Here is an 18,784-nt window from a genome sequence, read left to right as displayed (position 1 = left end):
CTGAGGCTCGCGGCGCGGCCGCTCGCTCCTTGAGGGACGATCCCTTCCTGACCTGTCGCTCGCCGCCCGCGGGGAGCGACCCTCGCCTATCGGACCGACCTCTTCGCATGCTCCAGATCACCGACCTGACCTTCAACGCCTGGGGCCGCAAATTCCTCGAGGACGCCTCCGTCTCCCTGCCGCCCGGCTCAAAGGTCGGGCTGGTCGGCCGCAACGGCATCGGCAAGTCGACCCTGTTCAAGCTGATCCTCGGCGAACTGGCGGCGAGCGGTGACGAGATCACCCTGCCCAAGACCGCCCGCATCGCCTCGGTCGACCAGGAACACCCCGCCACCCCCGTCAGCGTGCTCGAAACCATCCTCGAGGCCGACGTCGAACGCCACACCCTGCTGGGTCGGCTTGAAACCGCCGCCCCCGAGGAGATGGGCGAGATCTGGGCCCGGCTGATCGAGATCGACGCCGACGCCGCCCCGGCCCGCGCCGCCGAAATCCTCGTCGGCCTCGGCTTCGACCACGAGAACCAGCAGCGGCCGATGTCGGAGTTCTCGGGCGGCTGGCGCATGCGCGTCGCCCTCGCCGCCGCCCTGTTCGCCGAGCCGGACATGCTGCTGCTCGACGAACCGACCAACTACCTCGACCTCGAAGGCGCCCTGTGGCTTGAGGCCCGCCTCAAGAAATACCCGCACACCGCCCTGATCATCTCCCACGACCGCGAGATGCTGAACGAGGTCTGCACCCACATCCTGCACCTCTCCAACCTCAAGCTGGAGATCTACACCGGCAACTACGACTCCTTCGAAAAGCTGCGCGCCGAGAAGGTCCGCCTGCTGACCGCGACCCGCGCCAAACAGGAGGCCGAGCGCGCCCACCTGCAGTCGTTCGTCGACCGCTTCGGGGCCAAGGCCAACAAGGCCGCCCAGGCCCAGTCCCGGGTCAAGCGGCTGGCCAAGCTCCAGCCCGTCGAACTGCCGCCCGAGGAGCGCGTCGCCCCCTTCACCCTGCCCTCGCCGCCGCGCCCCCTGGCCCCGCCCCTGATCCGTCTCGAAGGGGCCAATGTCGGCTACGAGCCCGGCAAGCCGATCCTGCGCAATCTCAACCTGCGCATGGACCTCGACGACCGCATCGGCCTGCTGGGCGTCAACGGCGCCGGCAAGTCGACCTTCGCCAAGATGATCGCCGGCGCCCTCAACGTCGAGACCGGCGAACTGCACCGCGACCGCAAGATGCGCGTCGGCTGGTTCCACCAGCACCAGATCGAGGCCATGGACCCGACCGACACCCCGCTGGAGATCATCCGCCGCGCCATGCCCGACGCCCCCGAGAGCAGCCGCCGCTCGAAACTGGCGCAATGGGGCCTCGGCTATGAGAAGCAGGAGACCACCGTCGCCGCCCTGTCCGGCGGCGAGCGCGCCCGCCTGCTGCTCAACCAGGTGGCGATGGACGCGCCCCACGTCCTGATCCTCGACGAACCGACCAACCACCTCGACATCGACAGCCGCCGCGCCCTGCTCGACGCCCTCAACGACTACAACGGCGCCGTCATCCTGATCACCCACGACCGCTCGTTGATGGAGATGGTCGCCGACCGCCTGTGGCTGGCCGCCGACGGCACGGTCAAGCCGTGGGACGGCGACATGGACGACTACGCCAAATTCGTCCTCGACCGCGCCAAACAGGCCGCCGTCAAACCGAGCCAGATCAAGGAAGAGGCCGCCGTCTCCGCGCCCGCGTCGAACAACAAGGGCAAGAAGAACGACAAGAAATCAGGCCCTTCTCCCTCAACCCTGCGTCACGCTGTCAAGAAGGCCGAGGAGCGGATGGCCCAGCTGACCGCCGAGCTCGCCCGCATCGACGACGACATGGCCAACGCCTCGGTCAACAATCCCCGGGCCCTCGAAGGCCTGACCCGCGCCCGCACCAGGACCCAGACCGACCTCGACGCCGCCGAAGCCGCCTGGGTCCAGGCCGAAGAAGCCCTGGCGGACGTCAGCTGAGATGAAGCCGATCGTCTTCAGCCGTGAGGAAACCGCCGACATCACGGCCAGGCTGCGGGCGTATTTCCGCGACGAGCTGGAGACGGACCTCGCCGCCCTGCCCGCGGAGATGTTGCTGGACTTCCTCGGCCGCGAGATCGGGCCGTTTTTCTACAACCGCGGCCTCCATGACGCCCGGGCCGTGGTGAGCGCCAGGGTCGAGGATATCGCCGAGGCCATCTATGGGCTCGAGCGCGGTTAGGTCGCCGGATTACAAAACCCTAATGTCGCCGGCTGCATCCACGGCCGCCGGTCATGGCATCATGCACCGACAGCGTGATGGTCACGCTCAGCGGGGGGCGCCAGATGTCCAACAACAAACTCTCTTCCCACCCGGGCCAGAGCGCCCCTGACCCGTTCCGGGCTCATCGCGGTGGAATGCGTCTCGTCCTCGCCGGCCTGACCGCCCTGGTCCTGTCCGCCGCCCCCGCCCTCGCCCAGGACCCGGCGCGGATGGACGAGGTCGTGCGCGCCGCCGTCGCGGCGGACGAGTTCTCGGGCTCGGTTCTGGTCGCGCGCGACGGCGAAATCCTGCTCGACCGCGGCTATGGCTTCGCCAACCGGGAATGGAGCATTCCCAACGACGGCGACACCAAATTTCGCCTGGGTTCGGTGACCAAGCAATTCACCGCCGTCGCCGTCATGCTCCTGCACGAGCGCGGCCTGGTCGATCTCGATGCGCCGGTGAAGACGTATCTGCCCGGCGCGCCGGCGGCCTGGGACGCGGTGACCACGCGCCACCTGCTCAGCCACACCGCCGGCATCCCCAACTTCACCGATTTCGACGAGTATGAGGCGTCGAGGACCCTGCCGGCCACGATCGACAGCCTGATCGCGCGCTTTCGCGACCGCCCGCTGGAATTCCAGCCGGGAGAGGGCTGGAGCTATTCCAACTCCGGCTACATCCTGCTGACCGCGATCGTCGAAAAGGCCAGCGGCCAGTCCTACGCCGACTTCGTCGCGGGGACCCTCTTCCAGCCCCTCGGCATGAGCGACAGCGGCTACGATAGCCACGCCGCCATCCTGCCGCGTCGCGCCTCGGGCTACAGCCCGACCGCCGAGGGGTTCGTCAACGCCGACTATATCGACATGAGCATCCCCCAGGGCGCGGGCGCCCTCTATTCGACCACCCGCGACCTGCTGAAATGGGAACAGGGGCTGTTCGGCGGCCGTCTGCTGCGTGCGGACTCGCTGACCCTCCTGACCACGCCCGTGCGCAACCAGTACGCCTTCGGCCTGATCGTCAAGGAGACGGACGGAGACACGACCATCACCCACTCCGGCGGCATCGAGGGCTTCAACACCTATATGGCCTGGGATCCGGCGCGCCGGATGACGGTCGTGGTGCTGGGCAATCTCAACGGCCCCGGCTCCGACCAGGTCGGCGGCTCCCTCCTCGCGCTGGCCCGCGGCCAGACCGTCACCCTGCCCAGCGAGCGTCAGGCTTTCACGGTCGCCCCCGAGGTGCTGCAAGGCTACGTGGGCGTCTATGATCTGGCGCCGACCTTCGCCCTCACCGTCTCGGTCGTCGACGGCCGGCTGATGGTCCAGGCCACCGGCCAGCAGGCCTTCGAACTGCATGCGGAATCCGCCGACGCCTTCTTCCTCCGCGAGGTCGACGCCCAGGTCACCTTCACCCGCGACGCCTCGGGCTCGGTCGATGGCGCCGTCCTGCACCAGGGCGGCCGCGACATGCCCGCGCCGAAGCGGTAACGCGAAGAGTTCCTTCCCCCCTTGCGGGGGAAGGTGGCCCGCGAAGCGGGTCGGATGGGGGGTGCCAGCGCGGTCTATCGAGCATAGCCTCCCCCCATGGCCGTCCACCATGACCGCGCCTACGCCTCGGCGCGCCGCCAGCGCAAAACGCCGACCACCGCCGAAAAGGCGTTGTGGGCCCTCGTTCGCAACCGCCAGATCGACAACCTGCGCTTTCGCCGTCAGATGCCCCTCGGCCCCTATGTCGCCGACTGCTGTTGCCCCTCCCACAAACTGGTGCTTGAAGCCGACGGCGGCGTTCACGTGCTGCGCGAGGCCGAAGATCGGTCACGGGACGACTGGCTTCGCTCTCAAGGCTTCGTCATCCTGCGCTTCCCGAACGGGACGATTCTCGGAAAGCCGAACACCGTCCTCGATGAGATCCGCGCTCATGCTGCAAAGACCGGGGAACACACCCCCCATCCGTCTCGCTCCGCGAGCCACCTTCCCCCGCAAGGGGGGAAGGAATTGAGCTCGGGCCCCGAAATCTGGTTCTACCACCTCGAGCGCTCGACGCTCGACCAGGTCCTGCCCGGCCTGCTGGAGAAGACCCGCGAGCGGGGCTGGCGGGCGCTGGTCCGCGCCGCCGACGACCGGCTGCTGGATGACATCGACGAACGGCTCTGGACCTACCGCGAGGACAGTTTTCTCGCCCACGGCCGGGCGACGGAGCCGGAAGCGGCGCGTCAGCCCATTCTGTTGACGCAATCGGATGAGAACCCGAACGACGCTCAGGCGCTGTTCATCCTCGACGACGCACAGCTTGGCGATACGAAAGGGTTCGATCGATGCTTCATCATCTTCGACGGCAGGAACGAGGCGGCGGTCAGCGCGGCCCGGGTGCGCTGGAAGACGCTGAAGGAGGCCGGCGCCAATCTCGCCTACTGGAAGCAGTCGCCCGAGGGCCGCTGGGAAAAAGCCGCCTGATCGCCCCGTCCGTGATTGCCTTGGCGGCGCTGTCCGCCTGCTCGACCCCCGTGTCGGACGCGCCGGCGCCCCGCGCCATCGAGGAGGCCCAGATGAGCCAGCCGATCGGGGCCCGCCCCGTCAACCCCACCGCCGACCTGTGCCGCGCCGGCGAATTGCAGTGGCTGGTCGGGAAACCGAAGACGGAAATCCCCGTTCCGGTCCAGGTGGTCAACCGCCGGGTGACCTGCACCACCTGCCCCGTCACCGAGGACTTCTCCCCCCACCGCCTGAACATCTTCTTCAACGACCAGTCCGGCATCGTCGAACAGGTCCGATGCGGCTGAACCAGAGGAACCGCCCCATGAAATCACAGATTCTCGGCCTCGCCGCCGCCGGCCTGCTGGCCGCGGCCTGCGCCCCCGTCGAAACCGCGCCGGCGCCCATGCCGCCGCAAGACGGCCCGTCGCAGTGCCGCGCCGACCAGTATCAGCGCTTCATCGGCCGCAACCGTTCGGAGCTGCCGCCGAAGCCGTCCAACGAGACCTGGCGCGTGACCTGCACGACCTGCCCGGTGACGATGGACTACAGCCCCAGCCGCCTGAACGTCCTCTATGACGAGGCCAGCGGCGTGATCCGCGAGGTGAAATGCGGATGAGAGCCCTGATCCTCACCGCCGGCGCCCTGACGCTGGCCGCCTGCGCTCCGGCGCCCGGGTCGCCGATGGAGCCGATCCCCCAGCGTTGCGACGCCGCTGGCGCCCGCTCGCTGATCGGGTCGCACGTCGGCGCCGTGACCTTCCCGGCCGACGCCAACGTCCGGGTGGTCTGCACCACCTGCCCGACGACCAAGGACCTGCGTCCCGATCGTCTCAACGTCCGCTTCGACGAGGCGACCGGCATCATCAGGAGCGTCGATTGCGGTTGATCCTGCTCCCCTTCGCCGCGGTGCTGGCGCTCGCCGCCTGTGCCGAGGGCGCGCCTGAGCCGGCCGCCCAGCCCTCCGCGTCGGCTGCCGCGGGGCCTGCCGCGCCCGCGACCGCGCCGCCGACGGACGCCTGCGGCGCGGCCGAACGTCAGGACTGGATCGGGCGCGCGCGGGCGGACCTGCCGGCGGCTCCCGCCGGCGCCCTGTGGCGGACGTTCCAGACCGGCGAGCCGGTCACCCAGGACCTGCGGCGGGAGCGCCTGAACATCGAGATCGATCCGGAAAGCCAGACCGTGGTCCGCCTCACCTGCGGCTGATCCGGGCTCGGCGCGCGGGCCGTCCCGGGTATCCCGGCTGTCCCGGTTGATGTCCCGGGTTTGTCCCGACATATCCCGGATATTGTCCCGGAAATGTCCCGCCTGTCCCGCCCGATTGTCCCGTTTCTGGCTGGTCGGTGTGACCAGACTGCGCGTTCAGCTCGCGTCCGGAGTGGTCGAATTCACCACTGACCAGAGCCGGAAACGAACATCACCGGCGGAGCGCGAGCCCCGCCGGTGGTTCCGTTCCGGGAGACCGGAACCCGTCAGGCCTCGTAGCTGTCGGCCACCATCCGGTCCAGGGTGCGGACGCCCCAGCCGACGGCGCCGTCCGGCACGGTCGGGGACTTGCTGTCCTTGACCCAGGCGGTGGGGGCGATGTCGATGTGCGCCCACGGCACCCCATTGGTGAAGCGCTGCAGGAACAGGGCCGCCGTGATCGAGCCGCCGGCGCGGCCATTGCCGGTGTTCTTCACATCGGCGATCGGGCTGTCGATGTGGCGCTCATAAGCGGCCGGGATCGGCATCCGCCAGGCGTTCTCGCCGACCTTGGGCGCGGCGGCCAGGAAGTTGTTGGCCAGCTCGTCCGAGTTCGAGAACACGCCGGCATATTCCAGGCCCAAGGCGACGATCATGGCGCCGGTCAGGGTGGCGAGGTCGAGCATGAATTTCGGCTTGAACCGCTCCTGGGTGTACCAGAGGCAGTCGGCCAGCACGAGGCGGCCCTCGGCGTCCGTATTCAGGATCTCGACCGACTGGCCCGACAGCGACATGACCACGTCGCCGGGGCGCTGGGCGTTGCCGTCGGGCATGTTCTCGACCAGGCCGAGGACGCCGACGACATTGGCTTTCGCCTTGCGGCCGGCGAGGGCGTGCATCAGGCCGGCGACGGCGGCCGCGCCGCCCATGTCCCACTTCATCTCCTCCATGCCGTCCGACGGCTTGATGGAGATGCCGCCGGTGTCGAAGGTCACGCCCTTGCCGACGAAAGCGATCGGCTGATCGCCCTTGGCCCCGCCGTTCCATTTCATGATGGCGACCTGGCTCTCGCGGCGGCTGCCCTGTCCGACCCCCAGCAGCGTGCGGAAGCCGAGCTTCTCCAGCTCTTTCTCGCCGAGGATCTCGACCTCGAGACCCAGTTTTTCCAGCGCCTTGACCCGGCGGGCGAACTCTTCCGGATACAGGATGTTGGCCGGCTCGCTGACCAGATCGCGCGAGAATTCGACGGCGTCCGCCACGGGCGACAATCCGTCGTAGGCGGCTTGGGCGGCCTTCACATCGCCGGCGACGACCTTGATGGTCTCCACCGACGGCGTCTTCTCGGGCTTCAGCGTGGTGCGGTATTTCTGGAAGCGATAGCTGGCCAGACGCGCCGCGAAGGCCGCGCGGGCGGCCTGGTCGGCGGTCAGGCCGGACCCGTCGATGGTCAGTGATGTCGCGCCCGAAAGCTTGACGGCGTGATAGGCGGCGCCCGCCGCGGCCTCCAACGCCAGATCGTCGAATTTCGCGCTCTCGCCCGCGCCGGTCAGGACGATCGTGCCGGCATCGACGCCGGCCGGCGCCGCGACGACGAGGGTGCTGTTCGATCCGCCGGTGAAGCGGCTGTTGGTCATGGCCCGGGTCAGGGCGCCCGTGGCGGCGGTATCGAGGCCGGCGCCGGCGCCGTGGAAGGCGCGCCCCTCGTGAACCAGCACGGCCAAAACTTCGGCTCCGCTGGCGGACGCGACGAACTCGATATTCATGGGCTACTCCTGCCGGGATGGAACGCCCCGGTCGTACTTGCAGTGGCGCGATCGGGCGACTGTCGCCGCTGCGCGGGGATGTGTATTAGAGGCGTTCCAGCCGCCGCCTGCAACGGGCGATTTCCTCCGCTTATGACGCTGATTCAAGGCTATCTATTTCGCCAGATCGCCCGCCCGGTCGTCGGAGCATGCGCCGCGCTGGCCGGAATCGGCATCCTGAGCCAGAGCCTCGATCAACTCGAGGTTATCGTCGAACGCGGCCAGAGCGTCTGGGTCATGATCAAGCTGACCCTGCTCGCGGTCCCGCAACTTCTGGCGGTGATCATTCCGATCGGGCTGTTCGTCGGCGCCCTTGTGGCCCTCACCCGCCTCCAGCGCGAACAGGAGCTTACCGCCGTGTTCGCCTCGGGCGTCACCCGCTGGCAGGCGATTCGCCCGGCGGTGAAGATCGCCACGATCGCGGCGGTCCTGACCCTGGTCATCACCACCACCTTGCAGCCGTGGGCGCAGCGGCAGGCGCGTGCCGAGGCCTTCGCCGTGCGCACCGACCTGGCCGCCCTGCTGGTCGAGGAGGGCCGCTTCGTCCAGGGGCCTGAGGGCCTGACCGTCTACGTTCAGCAGATCGAGCAGAACGGGCTGCTGAAGAACATCTTCATCTACCAGGCCGAGGACGATCGGGTCACGACCTGGGATGCCGCCGAGGCCCGCTTCGCGCGCATCGACGGCGAGCCGATCCTGACCCTGATCGACGGTTCGTGGCAGCGCTATTCCAGTCGCGGCGTGCTGGAGCACCTCTCCTTCGGCCGGCAGGACGTGCCGCTGGGCCAGTATTCCGAGGTGACCGACACCGTCCGCTACAAGCCGTCGGACCTCTATCTGCCGCAACTCCTCGACCCTTCGCCGCAGGATCTCGAACGCGTCGGGTCGGCCGGCGAACTGAGGGCCGAGGCGCATTCGCGGCTTTCGGCGCCGCTCTACGCCCTGCTCGCCATGGCCATGGCGCTGTCGGCGATCCTCGGCGGCCAGTTCAGCCGGACCGGCTACAGCCTGCGCATCGCCAGGGTGGCCGGCGGCTTCCTGATCCTGCGCATCATCGGCTATGGCGTCGTCGCCGCCAGCGCCTGGAACGGCTGGCTCAATGTCTTCCAGTATCTGCTGCCGCTCGCCGGCACGGCCATCGCCCTGCGGCTGCTGTTCCGGGCGTTGAAGCCCCGTCGCCGGCGCGCCTGGCCCGCCCTGGCGCGCCTGAAAGGAAGGGTCGCGTGAGCGCGGCCTGGCTTCGTCTCGGGCGGATCGAGCGCTATGTGCTGGTCCAGCAGGCGCGCTCGCTGGCCATCGCCCTCGGCGTCATCGCCGCCCTGATCATGCTGATCGACTTCGTGGAGATCTCGCGCGGCGTCGGCTCCGACGTCGACCTCTCCGGCCTGCGCATCCTCGGCCTGATGCTGCTCAAGTCGCCGCAGGTGATTCTCCAGCTGCTGCCGTTCGTCTTCCTGTTCGGCAGCCTCGCCGCCTTTGTCGGCCTCAACCGCCGCAGCGAGCTGATCGCCATGCGCGCGGCCGGCCTGTCGGCCTGGCGGTTCGTCCTGCCCGCCGCCGGCGCGGCCTTCCTGCTCGGAATTGTCACCGTCACCGCCCTCGGCCCCATCGCCGCCTCCGCCGACGGCCTGTTCCAGCGCGAGCGAACCCGTCTGTCAGGCCCGACCGACGCCTCGGAGGCGGTGTGGATCCGCGAGGGCGACGACACCCGCCAGATGGTCATCCGCGCCGAGCGCCAGGACCGCAGCAACGCCCGCCTGATCGGCGTGACCTTCTTCATCTACGCGAATGACGGAAATGGTCATCGTGTCTTCCGCGAACGCATCGACGCCGCCTCCGCCTCCCTGAGCGCGGGACGCTGGCGGCTGGTCGACGCCGTGGGCGCCCAGATTGGCCAGAGAGCCGTAAGCTATGAGACCCTCGACCTCCTCTCCAGCCTCGCCGACGAGGAGGCGTTCGAAAGATTCGCCCGGCCCCAGTCGACACCGTTCTGGTCGCTGCCGGCGCAGATCGCACGGGTCGAGGCCGCGGGCTTTTCGAGCACCGCCTACCGGCTGCGGCTGCAGCAACTATTGGCCACCCCGTTGATGTTCGCGGCCATGTCGATCCTGGCGGCCGCCTTCTCCCTGCGCCTGATGCGGCTGGGTGACCTGGCGCGGATGAGCCTGGCGGCCGTGGTGCTGGGCTTCGGCTTCTTCTTCGTCAACCAGGCCGCCTCGGCCTTCGGCTCGGCCGAGGTCATTCCCCCATGGCTCGCCGCCTGGCTCCCGCCGCTGCTGACGGCGCTCGCCGCCTTCACCTTGCTGTTCTATACCGAAGACGGCTAAGCGAAGCACCGCCCGTCGTCCCGCCGCCCCCCGCCGTCCACCGAGTGAGCCTGAATGCCGCGTGACCCTCGCGTCGAACCAGGAGCCCTGCGCATCCGGCTGCTGGCCGGCGCCGCCGCCGTCGCCATGGCCGCATGGAGCGGCGCGACCCAGGCCCAGGAAGCGACGAACGCACCTCAGTCGACGACGGCCGGCCCCGACGGTCTGGCGCCCGGAGCGGTCTACATCGACGCTGAAACGGTGTCCCGTGACGGCGACGTGATGTCAGCGAGCGGGGGCGCTCAAAGGGTGCTCGCCCGCTTCCGCAATACAACGCTCCACGCCGGTCGGCTGACCTATGATCTCGCCGCCGGCGTGGGGACCGCCGATGACCGCGTCGAGTTCGTCGATCCGGAAGGCACGGTGGTCTTCGCCAGCCATCTGGAACTCGATCCGGACCTTCGGGCCGGCGTGGCGGTGGATTTCGCCACCCGCTTCCGCAACGGCGCCAGCCTCATGGCGGCGACAGCGGTGCGGCGGAGCGAGAACGTCAATGAACTGAACTATGCGCTCTTTACGCCCTGCCCGATCTGCGATGCCGAAGGGAATCCCAAGGAACCCAGCATCGCGATACAGGCGGAAAAGGTGGTCCAGGACGAGGAACTGCGCGCGGTGCTGTACCGCAACGCCGTGTTTCGCGTCGGCGGGGTGCCGGTGCTGTACTTGCCCTGGTTCGCGCACCCTGATCCGACGGTCGAGCGGGCCTCCGGATTCCTCGTTCCCAGCCCCGGTTATGACGAGGGGCGAGGCGTCAGCCTCGAGGTTCCTTACCTTCAGGTCGTGTCGCCCTCAGAGGACTGGTTGATCAGCCCCCAATTCAACAGCCACATCGCGCCGCTCCTGAACTTGCAGTGGCGGCGCAGATTCGCTGACGGGACGGTCGTTCTGAGAGGCGGCTACACCTACGAGCGCAATTTCGGCGATTTCGACCTCGATGGCGATGGTGATGCAGAGAGCAACGTCACCTTCGGCGAACGCACCAGCCGAAGCTACCTGCTTGGGCACGGACGTTTCGACCCGCAGGGTCCGTGGCGCTGGGGGTTCACGGCCGAGCGAACCTCCGACAAGACCCTGTTCGACCGCTACGACGTCCGTGATCCCTACCAGGACAACGGGTTATACTATGGCGACCAGCGCCGGCTGATCAGCCAGATCTACACGGAGCATCAGACCGACCGGTCCTATGTTTCCGTCGCCGCATTCACCCTGCAAAGCCTCCGGGTCGCCAGTTTCGACCCGGTTACGCCGGCGCTGAACGTTTTCGAGGACGATGGCGCCCTGCCGGTCGTCGCCCCGCTGATCGAGGCGCGCTGGGAGCCCCAGGGGCCTGTTCTCGGTGGACGCCTTCGCCTGCGGGGGTCGGCAGTTTCGCTGTATCGCGACAACTACGTCGGTAGCCCGGTTCTTCGTGCGGGAACAACGGCGACCGGTTCGGTCTCCGGCTTGCCCGGCGTGGACACTCGCCGGATCTCGACCCAGCTTGACTGGCGGCGCGCCGTGATTTCGGCTGGCGGCGTGCGCTGGGAGCCGTTCCTCGACCTGCGCGCCGACCTCTATTCGATCGGCGACCTGCCGCCGTCGCTGGGGCTGGATGACGAAGTCATCGCGCGAGGCCGGGCCACCGCCGGGATCGACGTCAGCTACCCGCTGATACGGCGGTTCGGCGCAACGGACCTGATCCTCGAGCCGACGGCGCAGCTGTCGGTCTCGACCGATTCCGACCTCGACCCGCGCATTCCCATTGAGGATAGCCAGACGGTCGAGCTGGACGAGAGCTCGCTGTTCCGAACCGATCGTTTCCCCGGTTACGACCTTTACGAGGGCGGCCCCCGGATCACGGCCGGCGTCCGTTCGACCATGCGTTGGGATGAGGGTCGCCAAGCCAGCCTCTTCGTCGGCCGCAGCATACGAGCCGACGGGGAGCCGGCCTTCCTCGTGCCGGTTCCGGACGCGGCGACGCAAGTGTACGATCCGTCGGGTCTGGCGTCGGACACCACCGACTGGGTCGTCCAGGGCGACTTTTCGCCGTCGGACCGCATTCGCGGCTGGGGTCACGCAACGATCGATTCCAGCGGCGACGTCCGGCGCGCGGAAATCGCGGTCGACGGCCGTTGGGGACGGCGCAACCTCGCCACGATCAGCTACATTCTTGATCGTTCCAATCCGGTGGTCGGGCCGGAGAACCGCAACTACGAATTCGTTCAGCTGGAGGGCCAGCAGTTTGTCTATGGCAACTGGGGCGTCGCCTTCTCCGGCGTCGCCGACCTCGAACGGACCCGACGGCCCGGTCAGCCCGATCCAGGCTACCTGGTGCGGTCCGAGATCGGCCTGCTGTTCGACGATGACTGTTTCCGTTTCGAACTGGGGTGGCGGCGCGACAACACCAGCGTACGACCGTCTGGACCTGCGGAGGGTCCCTACGTACGCCTAACCCTCGCCACTTTCGGCGGTACAGGATATTGACGTGGCGACGGGCGCCTGTAGGCGGGCGAATGGGGCCGGGCGCAGAGCGCGCCAATCAGGCTCTAACCGACGGCGCCGCTTGAGGAACCAGGACTGACATGCGTTTTCAGGGTTATTTGACGGGCGTGGCGATCGCCGCCCTCCTGGCCGGGCCGGCCGTGGCCCAGACCGCGCCGCAGCAGCCGGCGGCGGCGGGCGCGCTCAATCCAACCGCGGGACAGACCGCTCCTGTCGTCGCGCCGGCACCCCCCCAGTTCCAGCTTGCGGACGGGATTCTCGTCACCGTGAACGACAGCATCATCACCGGCTACGACCTGCGCCAGCGTATGTTGCTGCTGATCGCGATGACCCAAGTCCAGCCCACACCCGAAAATATTCCCGCCATCCAGCAAGAAGCGCTGAATGCCCTGATCGACGAACGTCTGCAGGCCCAAGAGTTGACGAATTACGAGGGGCTCGTGATCAGCCCCGAACAGGTCGAACAGGAGATCGCCTCCATGGCGCAGGAAGCGGGCACGACGCCCCAAGCCTACCTGTCCTTCCTTGAGGCGGGCGGGATCCGTCCGCAGACGATTCGCGACCAGTTGAGGACGCAGATTGGATGGGAAAGACTGGTCGGCGGCCGGTTCCAGAGCCGCGCCCGGGTCAGCAAGGGGGCTGTCGACGCGGCCCTCCGCCAGATCAACGAGGCCGCGACCAAGAAGCAATATCTGGTTGGCGAGATATATATCGAGGCTGCCCGGGTGGGCGGGCAGCAGGCGGCATTGAATGGTGCCAACCAGCTGGTTCAGCAGATGGTCCAGGGGGCCCCCTTCCAGGCGGTGGCGCAGCAGTTCTCCGCCGCGCCCTCCGCGGCGCGCGGCGGAGACGCCGGCTGGGTGATCGCCGGCACGATCAACCCCGCTCTTCAGGCGGCGATGGAACAGCTTGAGATTGGTCAGCTTTCAAGGCCAATTCCTGTGGATGGGGGGGTGTATATCATTTATATGCGGGACAAGCGGGACGGGGCGGCGGCGAGCCTGGTGCAGCTGAAGCAGGTGATGGTCGAACTGCCGGAGACGGCCAGCGAGACCGAGGTGGCGGCGGCGACGCAACGGCTGGAGGCCCTGCGGCCGCAGCTGACCTGCGATACGATGCTGCAGCGCGCGACCTCGGAGCAGGGCCTGCTCGGCGCCGACCTCGGCGAGGCCGATGTGCAGAACCTCGCCCCGCAGTTCCAGCAGGTCGCCCGCTCGGCCGCGGTCGGCTCGGTCAGCACCCCGGTGCGCACGCCGCTGGGCCTGCATCTGATCGGCGTCTGCGGCCGCCGCGCCGGCGGGGCCGAGGCCCCGAACGCGGAAGCGGTCGAGAACCAGCTGTTCCGCCAGAACCTCGCCACCCTGGCCCGGCGCTATATGCGCGACCTGCGGGCCGACGCCCTGATCGAGTACAAGGAGTGACGGCCGGCCCGCCGCTGGCCCTGACCATGGGCGAGCCGGCGGGCGTGGGGCCGGAGATCATCGGCCGCGCCTGGCGGGCGCTGAAGGAGGGCGGCGGCCCCGCCTTCGTCGTCGTCGGCGACGCCGTCCTGATGCGGGCGCAGGGCGTTCCGGTGCGGACGGTCATGGCCGCGGCCGACGCCGTCGAGGTGTTCGCCAACGCCGTGCCGGTGCTGGATGTCCCCCTGCCCGCCCCCGTCCAGGCCGGCCGCCCCGACGCCGCCAACGCCGGAACCGTCGCCGACTGGATCGAGCAGGCCGTCGGCCTGGCCCTGGCTGGCGAGGTCGCGGGCCTGGTCACCGCCCCGATCGCCAAGGCCCCGCTGTACGCCGCCGGCTTTCGCTTTCCCGGCCACACCGAATTCATCGCCGAGCTGACCGCCGACGCGCCGTTCAGCGGCGTGCGCGGGCCGGTGATGATGCTGACCGCCAAAGACCTGCGCGCCTGTCTGGTGACCATTCACGCGCCGCTGTCTCAGGCGCCGGAGCTGGTCACCGCCGAGCGGGTCATGCGCACCGCCCGTGTCGTCCATGAGTCGATGCGGCGCGACTTCGGCATCGCCCGGCCGCGTCTGGCGCTGGCGGCGCTGAACCCCCACGCCGGCGAGAGCGGCGCCCTGGGGCTGGAGGAGATCGAGATCCTGGCGCCCGCCGCGGCCGCCCTGCGCCAGGAGGGGATCGCCATCACCGACCCCCTGCCCGCCGACACCCTGTTCCACGAAGAGGCCCGGGCCGGCTACGACGCCGTGCTGTGCCTGTATCACGACCAGGCGCTGATCCCGGTCAAGACGCTGGACTTCTGGGGCGGGGTCAACGCGACCCTGGGCTTGCCGGTGGTCCGCACCTCGCCCGACCACGGGACGGGGTTCGACATCGCCGGCCAGGGCGTGGCGCGGGCGGACAGCCTGATCGCGGCGCTGCGGCTGGCGGGGGAGATGGCGGCGGCAAGGGCCGCGCTCTGATCCTTCTCCCCTCGGGGGAGAAGGTGGGCCGGAGGCCCGGATGAGGGGGATGCTTGAGGCGAACTGGCCGGCGCCGAGCCTGACGCAGGCTTGTCCGATCCTTCTCCCCTCGGGGGAGAAGGTGGGCCGGAGGCCCGGATGAGGGGGATGCTTGAGGCGAACTGGCCGGCGCCGAGCCTGACGCGGGCTGGTCCGATCCTTCTCCCCTGTTCGAGAAGGTGGGCCGGAGGCCCGGATGAGGAGGATGCTTGAGGCGGACTGGCCGGCGCCGAGCCTGACGCGGGCTTTCCCCTCATCCGCCCCTCCGGGGCACCTTCTCCCCCAAGGGGAGAAGGATTCCATCTTAGGTAGTACTCGCTGGCCAACCTGCCGTCCGGCCGTCATGGTTCGCCCGGGAGGCCTTCGATGTTTCAGACGCCGCCGAGAACCCGGCAAGCCCGGAGCCTGCGTACGGAGATGACCGGCGCGGAGATGAAGCTCTGGGCCATGCTTCGGGGCAGGCGGTGCGACGGGCTCAAATTTCGTCGCCACGCGCCGACGGCCGGCGCGATTCCGGATTTCTTCTGTCCGGAGATCAGGCTGGCGATCGAACTGGACGGCGGGGTGCACAGGCTGCGCGAATACCGCGACGCCGACCGTGACGCGCGCCTTGCAGCGGCCGGGTTCACGGTGCTGCGGTTCGGCAATGATGCGTTTCTGAATAACCCGGCCATCGTGCTTGAAGCGATCCGGCGGCATACGGCGGCGGTGCGGGGACGCTGATCATCGCTGAGCGGAAAACGGTTGGCGCCGGGGCGGTGGCTGGCCTACCCCTCATCCGGCCCTGCCGGGCCACCTTCTCCCCCAAGGGGAGAAGGAGTGTTTACGTGGATTGGCTTGTGACCGACCTCCCCTCCCTGCGCGAAACGCTCAACGCCCACGGGCTGCTGGCGAAGAAGAGCTTCGGGCAGCATTTTCTGCTGGACCTGAATGTGACGCGCAAGATCGTGCGGCTGGCGGGGCCGTTCGAGGGGCGGGCCGTCATTGAGGTCGGGCCCGGGCCCGGGGGGCTGACGCGGGCGCTGCTGGAGAGTGATGCCGGCAAGGTGGTGCTGGTCGAGAAGGATCCGCGGTTCCTGCCGCTGCTGGGCGAGCTGGACGACGGCTCGGGGCGGCTGGTCATCGTCGAGGGCGACGCCCTGGGGGTGCGCGAGGCGGAGCTGGTAGAGGGGCGGGCGCATGTGGCAGCCAACCTGCCCTACAATGTCGGCACGCCGCTGCTGATCAAATGGCTGACGGGCGCCTGGACGCCGCACGCCCTGACGCTGATGTTCCAGAGGGAGGTGGCCGAGCGGATCGTCGCCGGCCCGGGGGACGAGGCCTATGGCCGGCTGGCGGTGATCGCCCAGGCGGTGTGCGAGGCGAAACTGGTCATGCATCTGCCGGCCGCCGCCTTCACCCCGCCGCCCAAGGTGGCCAGCGCCGTGGTGCATCTGGTCCCGAAGGCGGAGCGGCCCGACCGCGACCTGCTGAAGGCGCTGGAGCGGGTCACGGCGGCGGCCTTCGGCCAGCGGCGCAAGATGCTGCGGTCCAGCCTGAAGCCGCTGGGCGGGGCCGAGCTGTGCGAGGCGGCGGGACTGAGTCCGGAGGACCGGGCCGAGGTCATCGACCTGGCCGGCTTCCTGCGGCTGGCGCGGGCGGTGGCGGGTCAGTCGCAGCCCGGGGCGCCGGACGACGGCGGGGCGACGATGATGCGGCGAAAGCGCGGCTAGTCGCCGCCGGAGTACGATCCGGGGCAACCGCCCCCGGCGCGAGACGTTCATCGGGTCCCCCCACAATCGGAGATTCGGGATGAAACTTTCCAAAGGCACGCTCGTGGCCGTCGTCGACGGCGAGAAGCTGGCGCTGTTCGAGAACAACGGGCAGCAGGAGATCAGCCTGACCGCCAAGCCGACGCCGGAGATCGCCGATCGCGTCTCGGGCGCCGCCGGCCGCGCCTCCAGCGAGGCCAATCCCGACAATGACACCCAGGCCGAGGACGGCTTCGCCCTCGGCGTCACCGAGGTGCTGAACAAATGGGTGCTGACCAACAAGGTCGAACACCTGCTGGTCATCGCCGCCCCCAAGACCATGGGTCAGCTGCGCAAGGGCTGGCACAAGGAGACGGCCGCCCGGGTGGTCGGCGAGATCTCGAAGGACCTGACCGGGCATACGCCGGAGCAGATCGCGGCGGCGATCGAGAAGGCCTGAGGGGAAGTCTTTTCTTCTCTGAGGGATGCCGCCCGGATAAGGGGCCGTCGGACGCGAAGCCGCCGGCAGCCGGTCCGGGTCAGGCCGCCCCCTCATCCGGCCCTCCGGGCCACCTTCTCCCCCGAGGGGAGAAGGGCGAGACTTCGGAAGCAAAAAGGGCCGCTCCCCCGGGGGAGCGGCCCGTTCCATTGTAAGCCGGCGGACGGGTTCGTCGTCAGGCGATGGTCCCCGCCAGGGGGGACGCCGGGCTCATCCGACGGGCCGCGCGCGGCGTGAGACAATGAGACATTCGACCACCTCCTTTCGTTGTTGAAACAGTGCGTTGGAGATAGGCGCGGGCGGAGCGGCGTCAAGAGGGCGGGATTAGGTCGGCAATGGCGGGAAGCGGACGGGGCGGATGTCCGCGATGAGTGGGGAGCGGACGTTATCGAAGCCGATCGCCCTGCCGGAGAGCGATGCGCGCCAGGCCGCGGTAAAACAAAAAGAGCCCCCAACAACAAATCGCGGGCATTCCGAGAACGGAGAGCGCGTTCATCCAGCCTTCTTCGGGCGGCCAGACGGCCCACATCAAAATCTCAAAGACAACATAAAACCCGATAAAGAAGTTGCGCAGATACCTCTCGGAGCGGGGTGGTCGCGAACGGTCCTGCGTCATGTCCACGATCTAATCACCCGAAGGTTCTGTCCGCAACGGGTGGACGCGGTCGTTCACGGTCGGCCTCAAAGCAGACGTTCGGCCCGGCCGTCCAGGAGCGGACCTGGCGAAGGTCCCTGACGGGTGGGAAGCGGACGTTAGGCTTGGGCGGTCAACGGCGACCGGTCGGCGACCCTTATTATCTTGGAGCGCAGGACCCACACGCCGAGGGGAGCCAGATACAGGAGCAGGAATGTCGCCAGCATTCTTCCGACAGATGGATCGCCGTCTGGAGCATCAGCTTTCTCCAGCGCCTTGGCGGCCATCGTCAGCGCAATGAAGATCGCCAAGAAGATCGCGAAGGCCACAGGACTGTTGACCGTCGGCCAACCGGCAAAACCGGCGATGAGGGCCAGCAGCGGGGGTATGACGAACACCCAATCCCATCGACCGACGCCATCCCTAGCCACCACGAGAACGGCCCACCACCAACCGCACATTGCCCCCAGAGGGAAGGCCATGAGAGCACCCCGCAAAAGGGGCGACATTGTCCCGCTGCTCGCAACGATCTGGGCTGCGAAGAAGACGATGAGGACGAGGGTCAGAACAGCGGGGTGCCCCCGAGCAACCTGCCTCGCGATCCTGAGCATCATGCGGCCTACGATGGTCAACGAATGCCAAGCGATAAGGTGTAGCTGCTAAGCTGGCAATGCTCGGATGTCCGCTAAGGGTCGGCTGCGGTCCTTGGCTCGATGCCGACAAGCGGATCCGTGGAGCCGGCCCCGGGAGACCCGACCGGGACAATTCGTGCGGGACACCCGGGACACGGGGCGGCGGGATATCGGCGACACCCGGGACAGCCGGGACGATTGCTGACAATCCGCCCGCCCCTGTCACAATATTTCGGCCTAAGCCCTTGATGTTCCACAAGACGTC

The 18,784-nt window shown here is 68.5% G+C and carries 18 protein-coding genes and 1 pseudogene; 17 read left to right on the top strand and 2 right to left on the bottom strand.

Annotated features, from left to right (window positions below; genetic code table 11):
- Positions 1–107 precede the first annotated feature (107 nt).
- The 9 genes and pseudogenes from ACK4JY_RS07105 to ACK4JY_RS07065 all read left to right on the top strand — a co-directional run bounded on the left by ACK4JY_RS07105 (position 108) and on the right by ACK4JY_RS07065 (position 5,935).
- Positions 108–1,994 carry an ABC-F family ATP-binding cassette domain-containing protein gene (locus tag ACK4JY_RS07105; RefSeq protein ID WP_409604153.1) on the top strand — a complete coding sequence of 629 codons (1,887 nt, stop codon included), beginning with the start codon at positions 108–110 and terminating at the stop codon, positions 1,992–1,994.
- Position 1,995: 1 nt separating this feature from the next.
- On the top strand, positions 1,996–2,235 hold the full coding sequence (locus ACK4JY_RS07100; protein WP_409604151.1) for a DUF2164 domain-containing protein: 240 nt from the start codon (positions 1,996–1,998) through the stop codon (positions 2,233–2,235).
- Between the two features lie 176 nt (positions 2,236–2,411).
- Positions 2,412–3,746, top strand: a complete 1,335-nt coding sequence (locus ACK4JY_RS07095) for a serine hydrolase (RefSeq protein ID WP_409604149.1) — start codon at positions 2,412–2,414, stop codon at positions 3,744–3,746.
- A gap of 96 nt (positions 3,747–3,842) precedes the next feature.
- Positions 3,843–4,163: pseudogene (locus tag ACK4JY_RS07090) on the top strand (endonuclease domain-containing protein); the annotation flags it as partial.
- Between the two features lie 90 nt (positions 4,164–4,253).
- Complete coding sequence (locus ACK4JY_RS07085; RefSeq protein ID WP_409604218.1) at positions 4,254–4,712, top strand: DNA polymerase III subunit chi; 459 nt, start codon at positions 4,254–4,256, stop codon at positions 4,710–4,712.
- A gap of 11 nt (positions 4,713–4,723) precedes the next feature.
- Positions 4,724–5,038: a hypothetical protein gene (locus ACK4JY_RS07080; RefSeq protein ID WP_409604147.1), complete on the top strand. Its 315-nt coding sequence runs from the start codon at positions 4,724–4,726 to the stop codon at positions 5,036–5,038.
- 17 nt (positions 5,039–5,055) lie between these two features.
- Positions 5,056–5,349 (top strand): I78 family peptidase inhibitor, encoded by a 294-nt coding sequence (locus ACK4JY_RS07075; protein ID WP_409604146.1) that lies wholly within the window; start codon positions 5,056–5,058, stop codon positions 5,347–5,349.
- Entirely contained in the window at positions 5,346–5,618 is a 273-nt protein-coding gene (locus ACK4JY_RS07070; RefSeq protein WP_409604144.1) for a hemolysin, read from the top strand. Before ACK4JY_RS07075 ends, ACK4JY_RS07070 begins: the two co-directional genes overlap by 4 nt.
- Entirely contained in the window at positions 5,615–5,935 is a 321-nt protein-coding gene (locus ACK4JY_RS07065) for a peptidase inhibitor I78 (RefSeq protein WP_409604143.1), read from the top strand. Before ACK4JY_RS07070 ends, ACK4JY_RS07065 begins: the two co-directional genes overlap by 4 nt.
- Positions 5,936–6,201: 266 nt before the next feature.
- Here ACK4JY_RS07065 and ACK4JY_RS07060 read toward each other — a convergent pair whose 3' ends face one another.
- Complete coding sequence (locus tag ACK4JY_RS07060; RefSeq protein WP_409604141.1) at positions 6,202–7,677, bottom strand: leucyl aminopeptidase; 1,476 nt, start codon at positions 7,675–7,677, stop codon at positions 6,202–6,204.
- A 132-nt stretch (positions 7,678–7,809) separates the two neighbouring features.
- Here ACK4JY_RS07060 and ACK4JY_RS07055 point away from each other — a divergent pair, with 132 nt between their 5' ends.
- The 8 genes from ACK4JY_RS07055 (at position 7,810) to ACK4JY_RS07020 (ending at position 17,214) form a co-directional block, all read left to right on the top strand.
- On the top strand, positions 7,810–8,943 hold the full coding sequence (locus tag ACK4JY_RS07055; RefSeq protein ID WP_409604139.1) for an LptF/LptG family permease: 1,134 nt from the start codon (positions 7,810–7,812) through the stop codon (positions 8,941–8,943).
- Positions 8,940–10,043, top strand: coding sequence for an LptF/LptG family permease (locus ACK4JY_RS07050; protein ID WP_409604137.1), 1,104 nt, complete (start codon positions 8,940–8,942; stop codon positions 10,041–10,043). The genes ACK4JY_RS07055 and ACK4JY_RS07050 overlap by 4 nt, the downstream gene beginning before the upstream one ends.
- Before the next feature lie 54 nt (positions 10,044–10,097).
- The gene (locus tag ACK4JY_RS07045; protein ID WP_409604136.1) at positions 10,098–12,545 is read left to right on the top strand and encodes an LPS-assembly protein LptD; all 2,448 of its coding nucleotides are present in this window, start codon (positions 10,098–10,100) and stop codon (positions 12,543–12,545) included.
- Between the two features lie 98 nt (positions 12,546–12,643).
- Positions 12,644–13,984 (top strand): peptidylprolyl isomerase, encoded by a 1,341-nt coding sequence (locus ACK4JY_RS07040; protein ID WP_409604135.1) that lies wholly within the window; start codon positions 12,644–12,646, stop codon positions 13,982–13,984.
- 26 nt (positions 13,985–14,010) lie between these two features.
- The gene (pdxA, locus tag ACK4JY_RS07035) at positions 14,011–14,985 is read left to right on the top strand and encodes a 4-hydroxythreonine-4-phosphate dehydrogenase PdxA (protein ID WP_409604216.1); all 975 of its coding nucleotides are present in this window, start codon (positions 14,011–14,013) and stop codon (positions 14,983–14,985) included.
- Positions 14,986–15,390: 405 nt separating this feature from the next.
- Positions 15,391–15,747, top strand: a complete 357-nt coding sequence (locus tag ACK4JY_RS07030; RefSeq protein WP_409604133.1) for an endonuclease domain-containing protein — start codon at positions 15,391–15,393, stop codon at positions 15,745–15,747.
- Between the two features lie 116 nt (positions 15,748–15,863).
- Positions 15,864–16,736 (top strand): 16S rRNA (adenine(1518)-N(6)/adenine(1519)-N(6))-dimethyltransferase RsmA, encoded by an 873-nt coding sequence (gene rsmA, locus ACK4JY_RS07025; RefSeq protein ID WP_409604215.1) that lies wholly within the window; start codon positions 15,864–15,866, stop codon positions 16,734–16,736.
- Between the two features lie 79 nt (positions 16,737–16,815).
- Complete coding sequence (locus tag ACK4JY_RS07020; RefSeq protein WP_409604131.1) at positions 16,816–17,214, top strand: host attachment family protein; 399 nt, start codon at positions 16,816–16,818, stop codon at positions 17,212–17,214.
- A 792-nt stretch (positions 17,215–18,006) separates the two neighbouring features.
- Here the strand turns inward: ACK4JY_RS07020 and ACK4JY_RS07015 are convergent.
- The gene (locus tag ACK4JY_RS07015) at positions 18,007–18,501 is read right to left on the bottom strand and encodes a hypothetical protein (RefSeq protein WP_409604129.1); all 495 of its coding nucleotides are present in this window, start codon (positions 18,499–18,501) and stop codon (positions 18,007–18,009) included.
- Positions 18,502–18,784 lie beyond the last annotated feature (283 nt).

Origin of the sequence: Brevundimonas sp. (genome assembly GCF_046295595.1) — a bacterium.
Lineage (GTDB): Bacteria > Pseudomonadota > Alphaproteobacteria > Caulobacterales > Caulobacteraceae > Brevundimonas.
The sequence above is the reverse complement of the archived record's forward strand: the minus strand, read 5'-3'. Positions and strand labels throughout refer to the sequence as shown.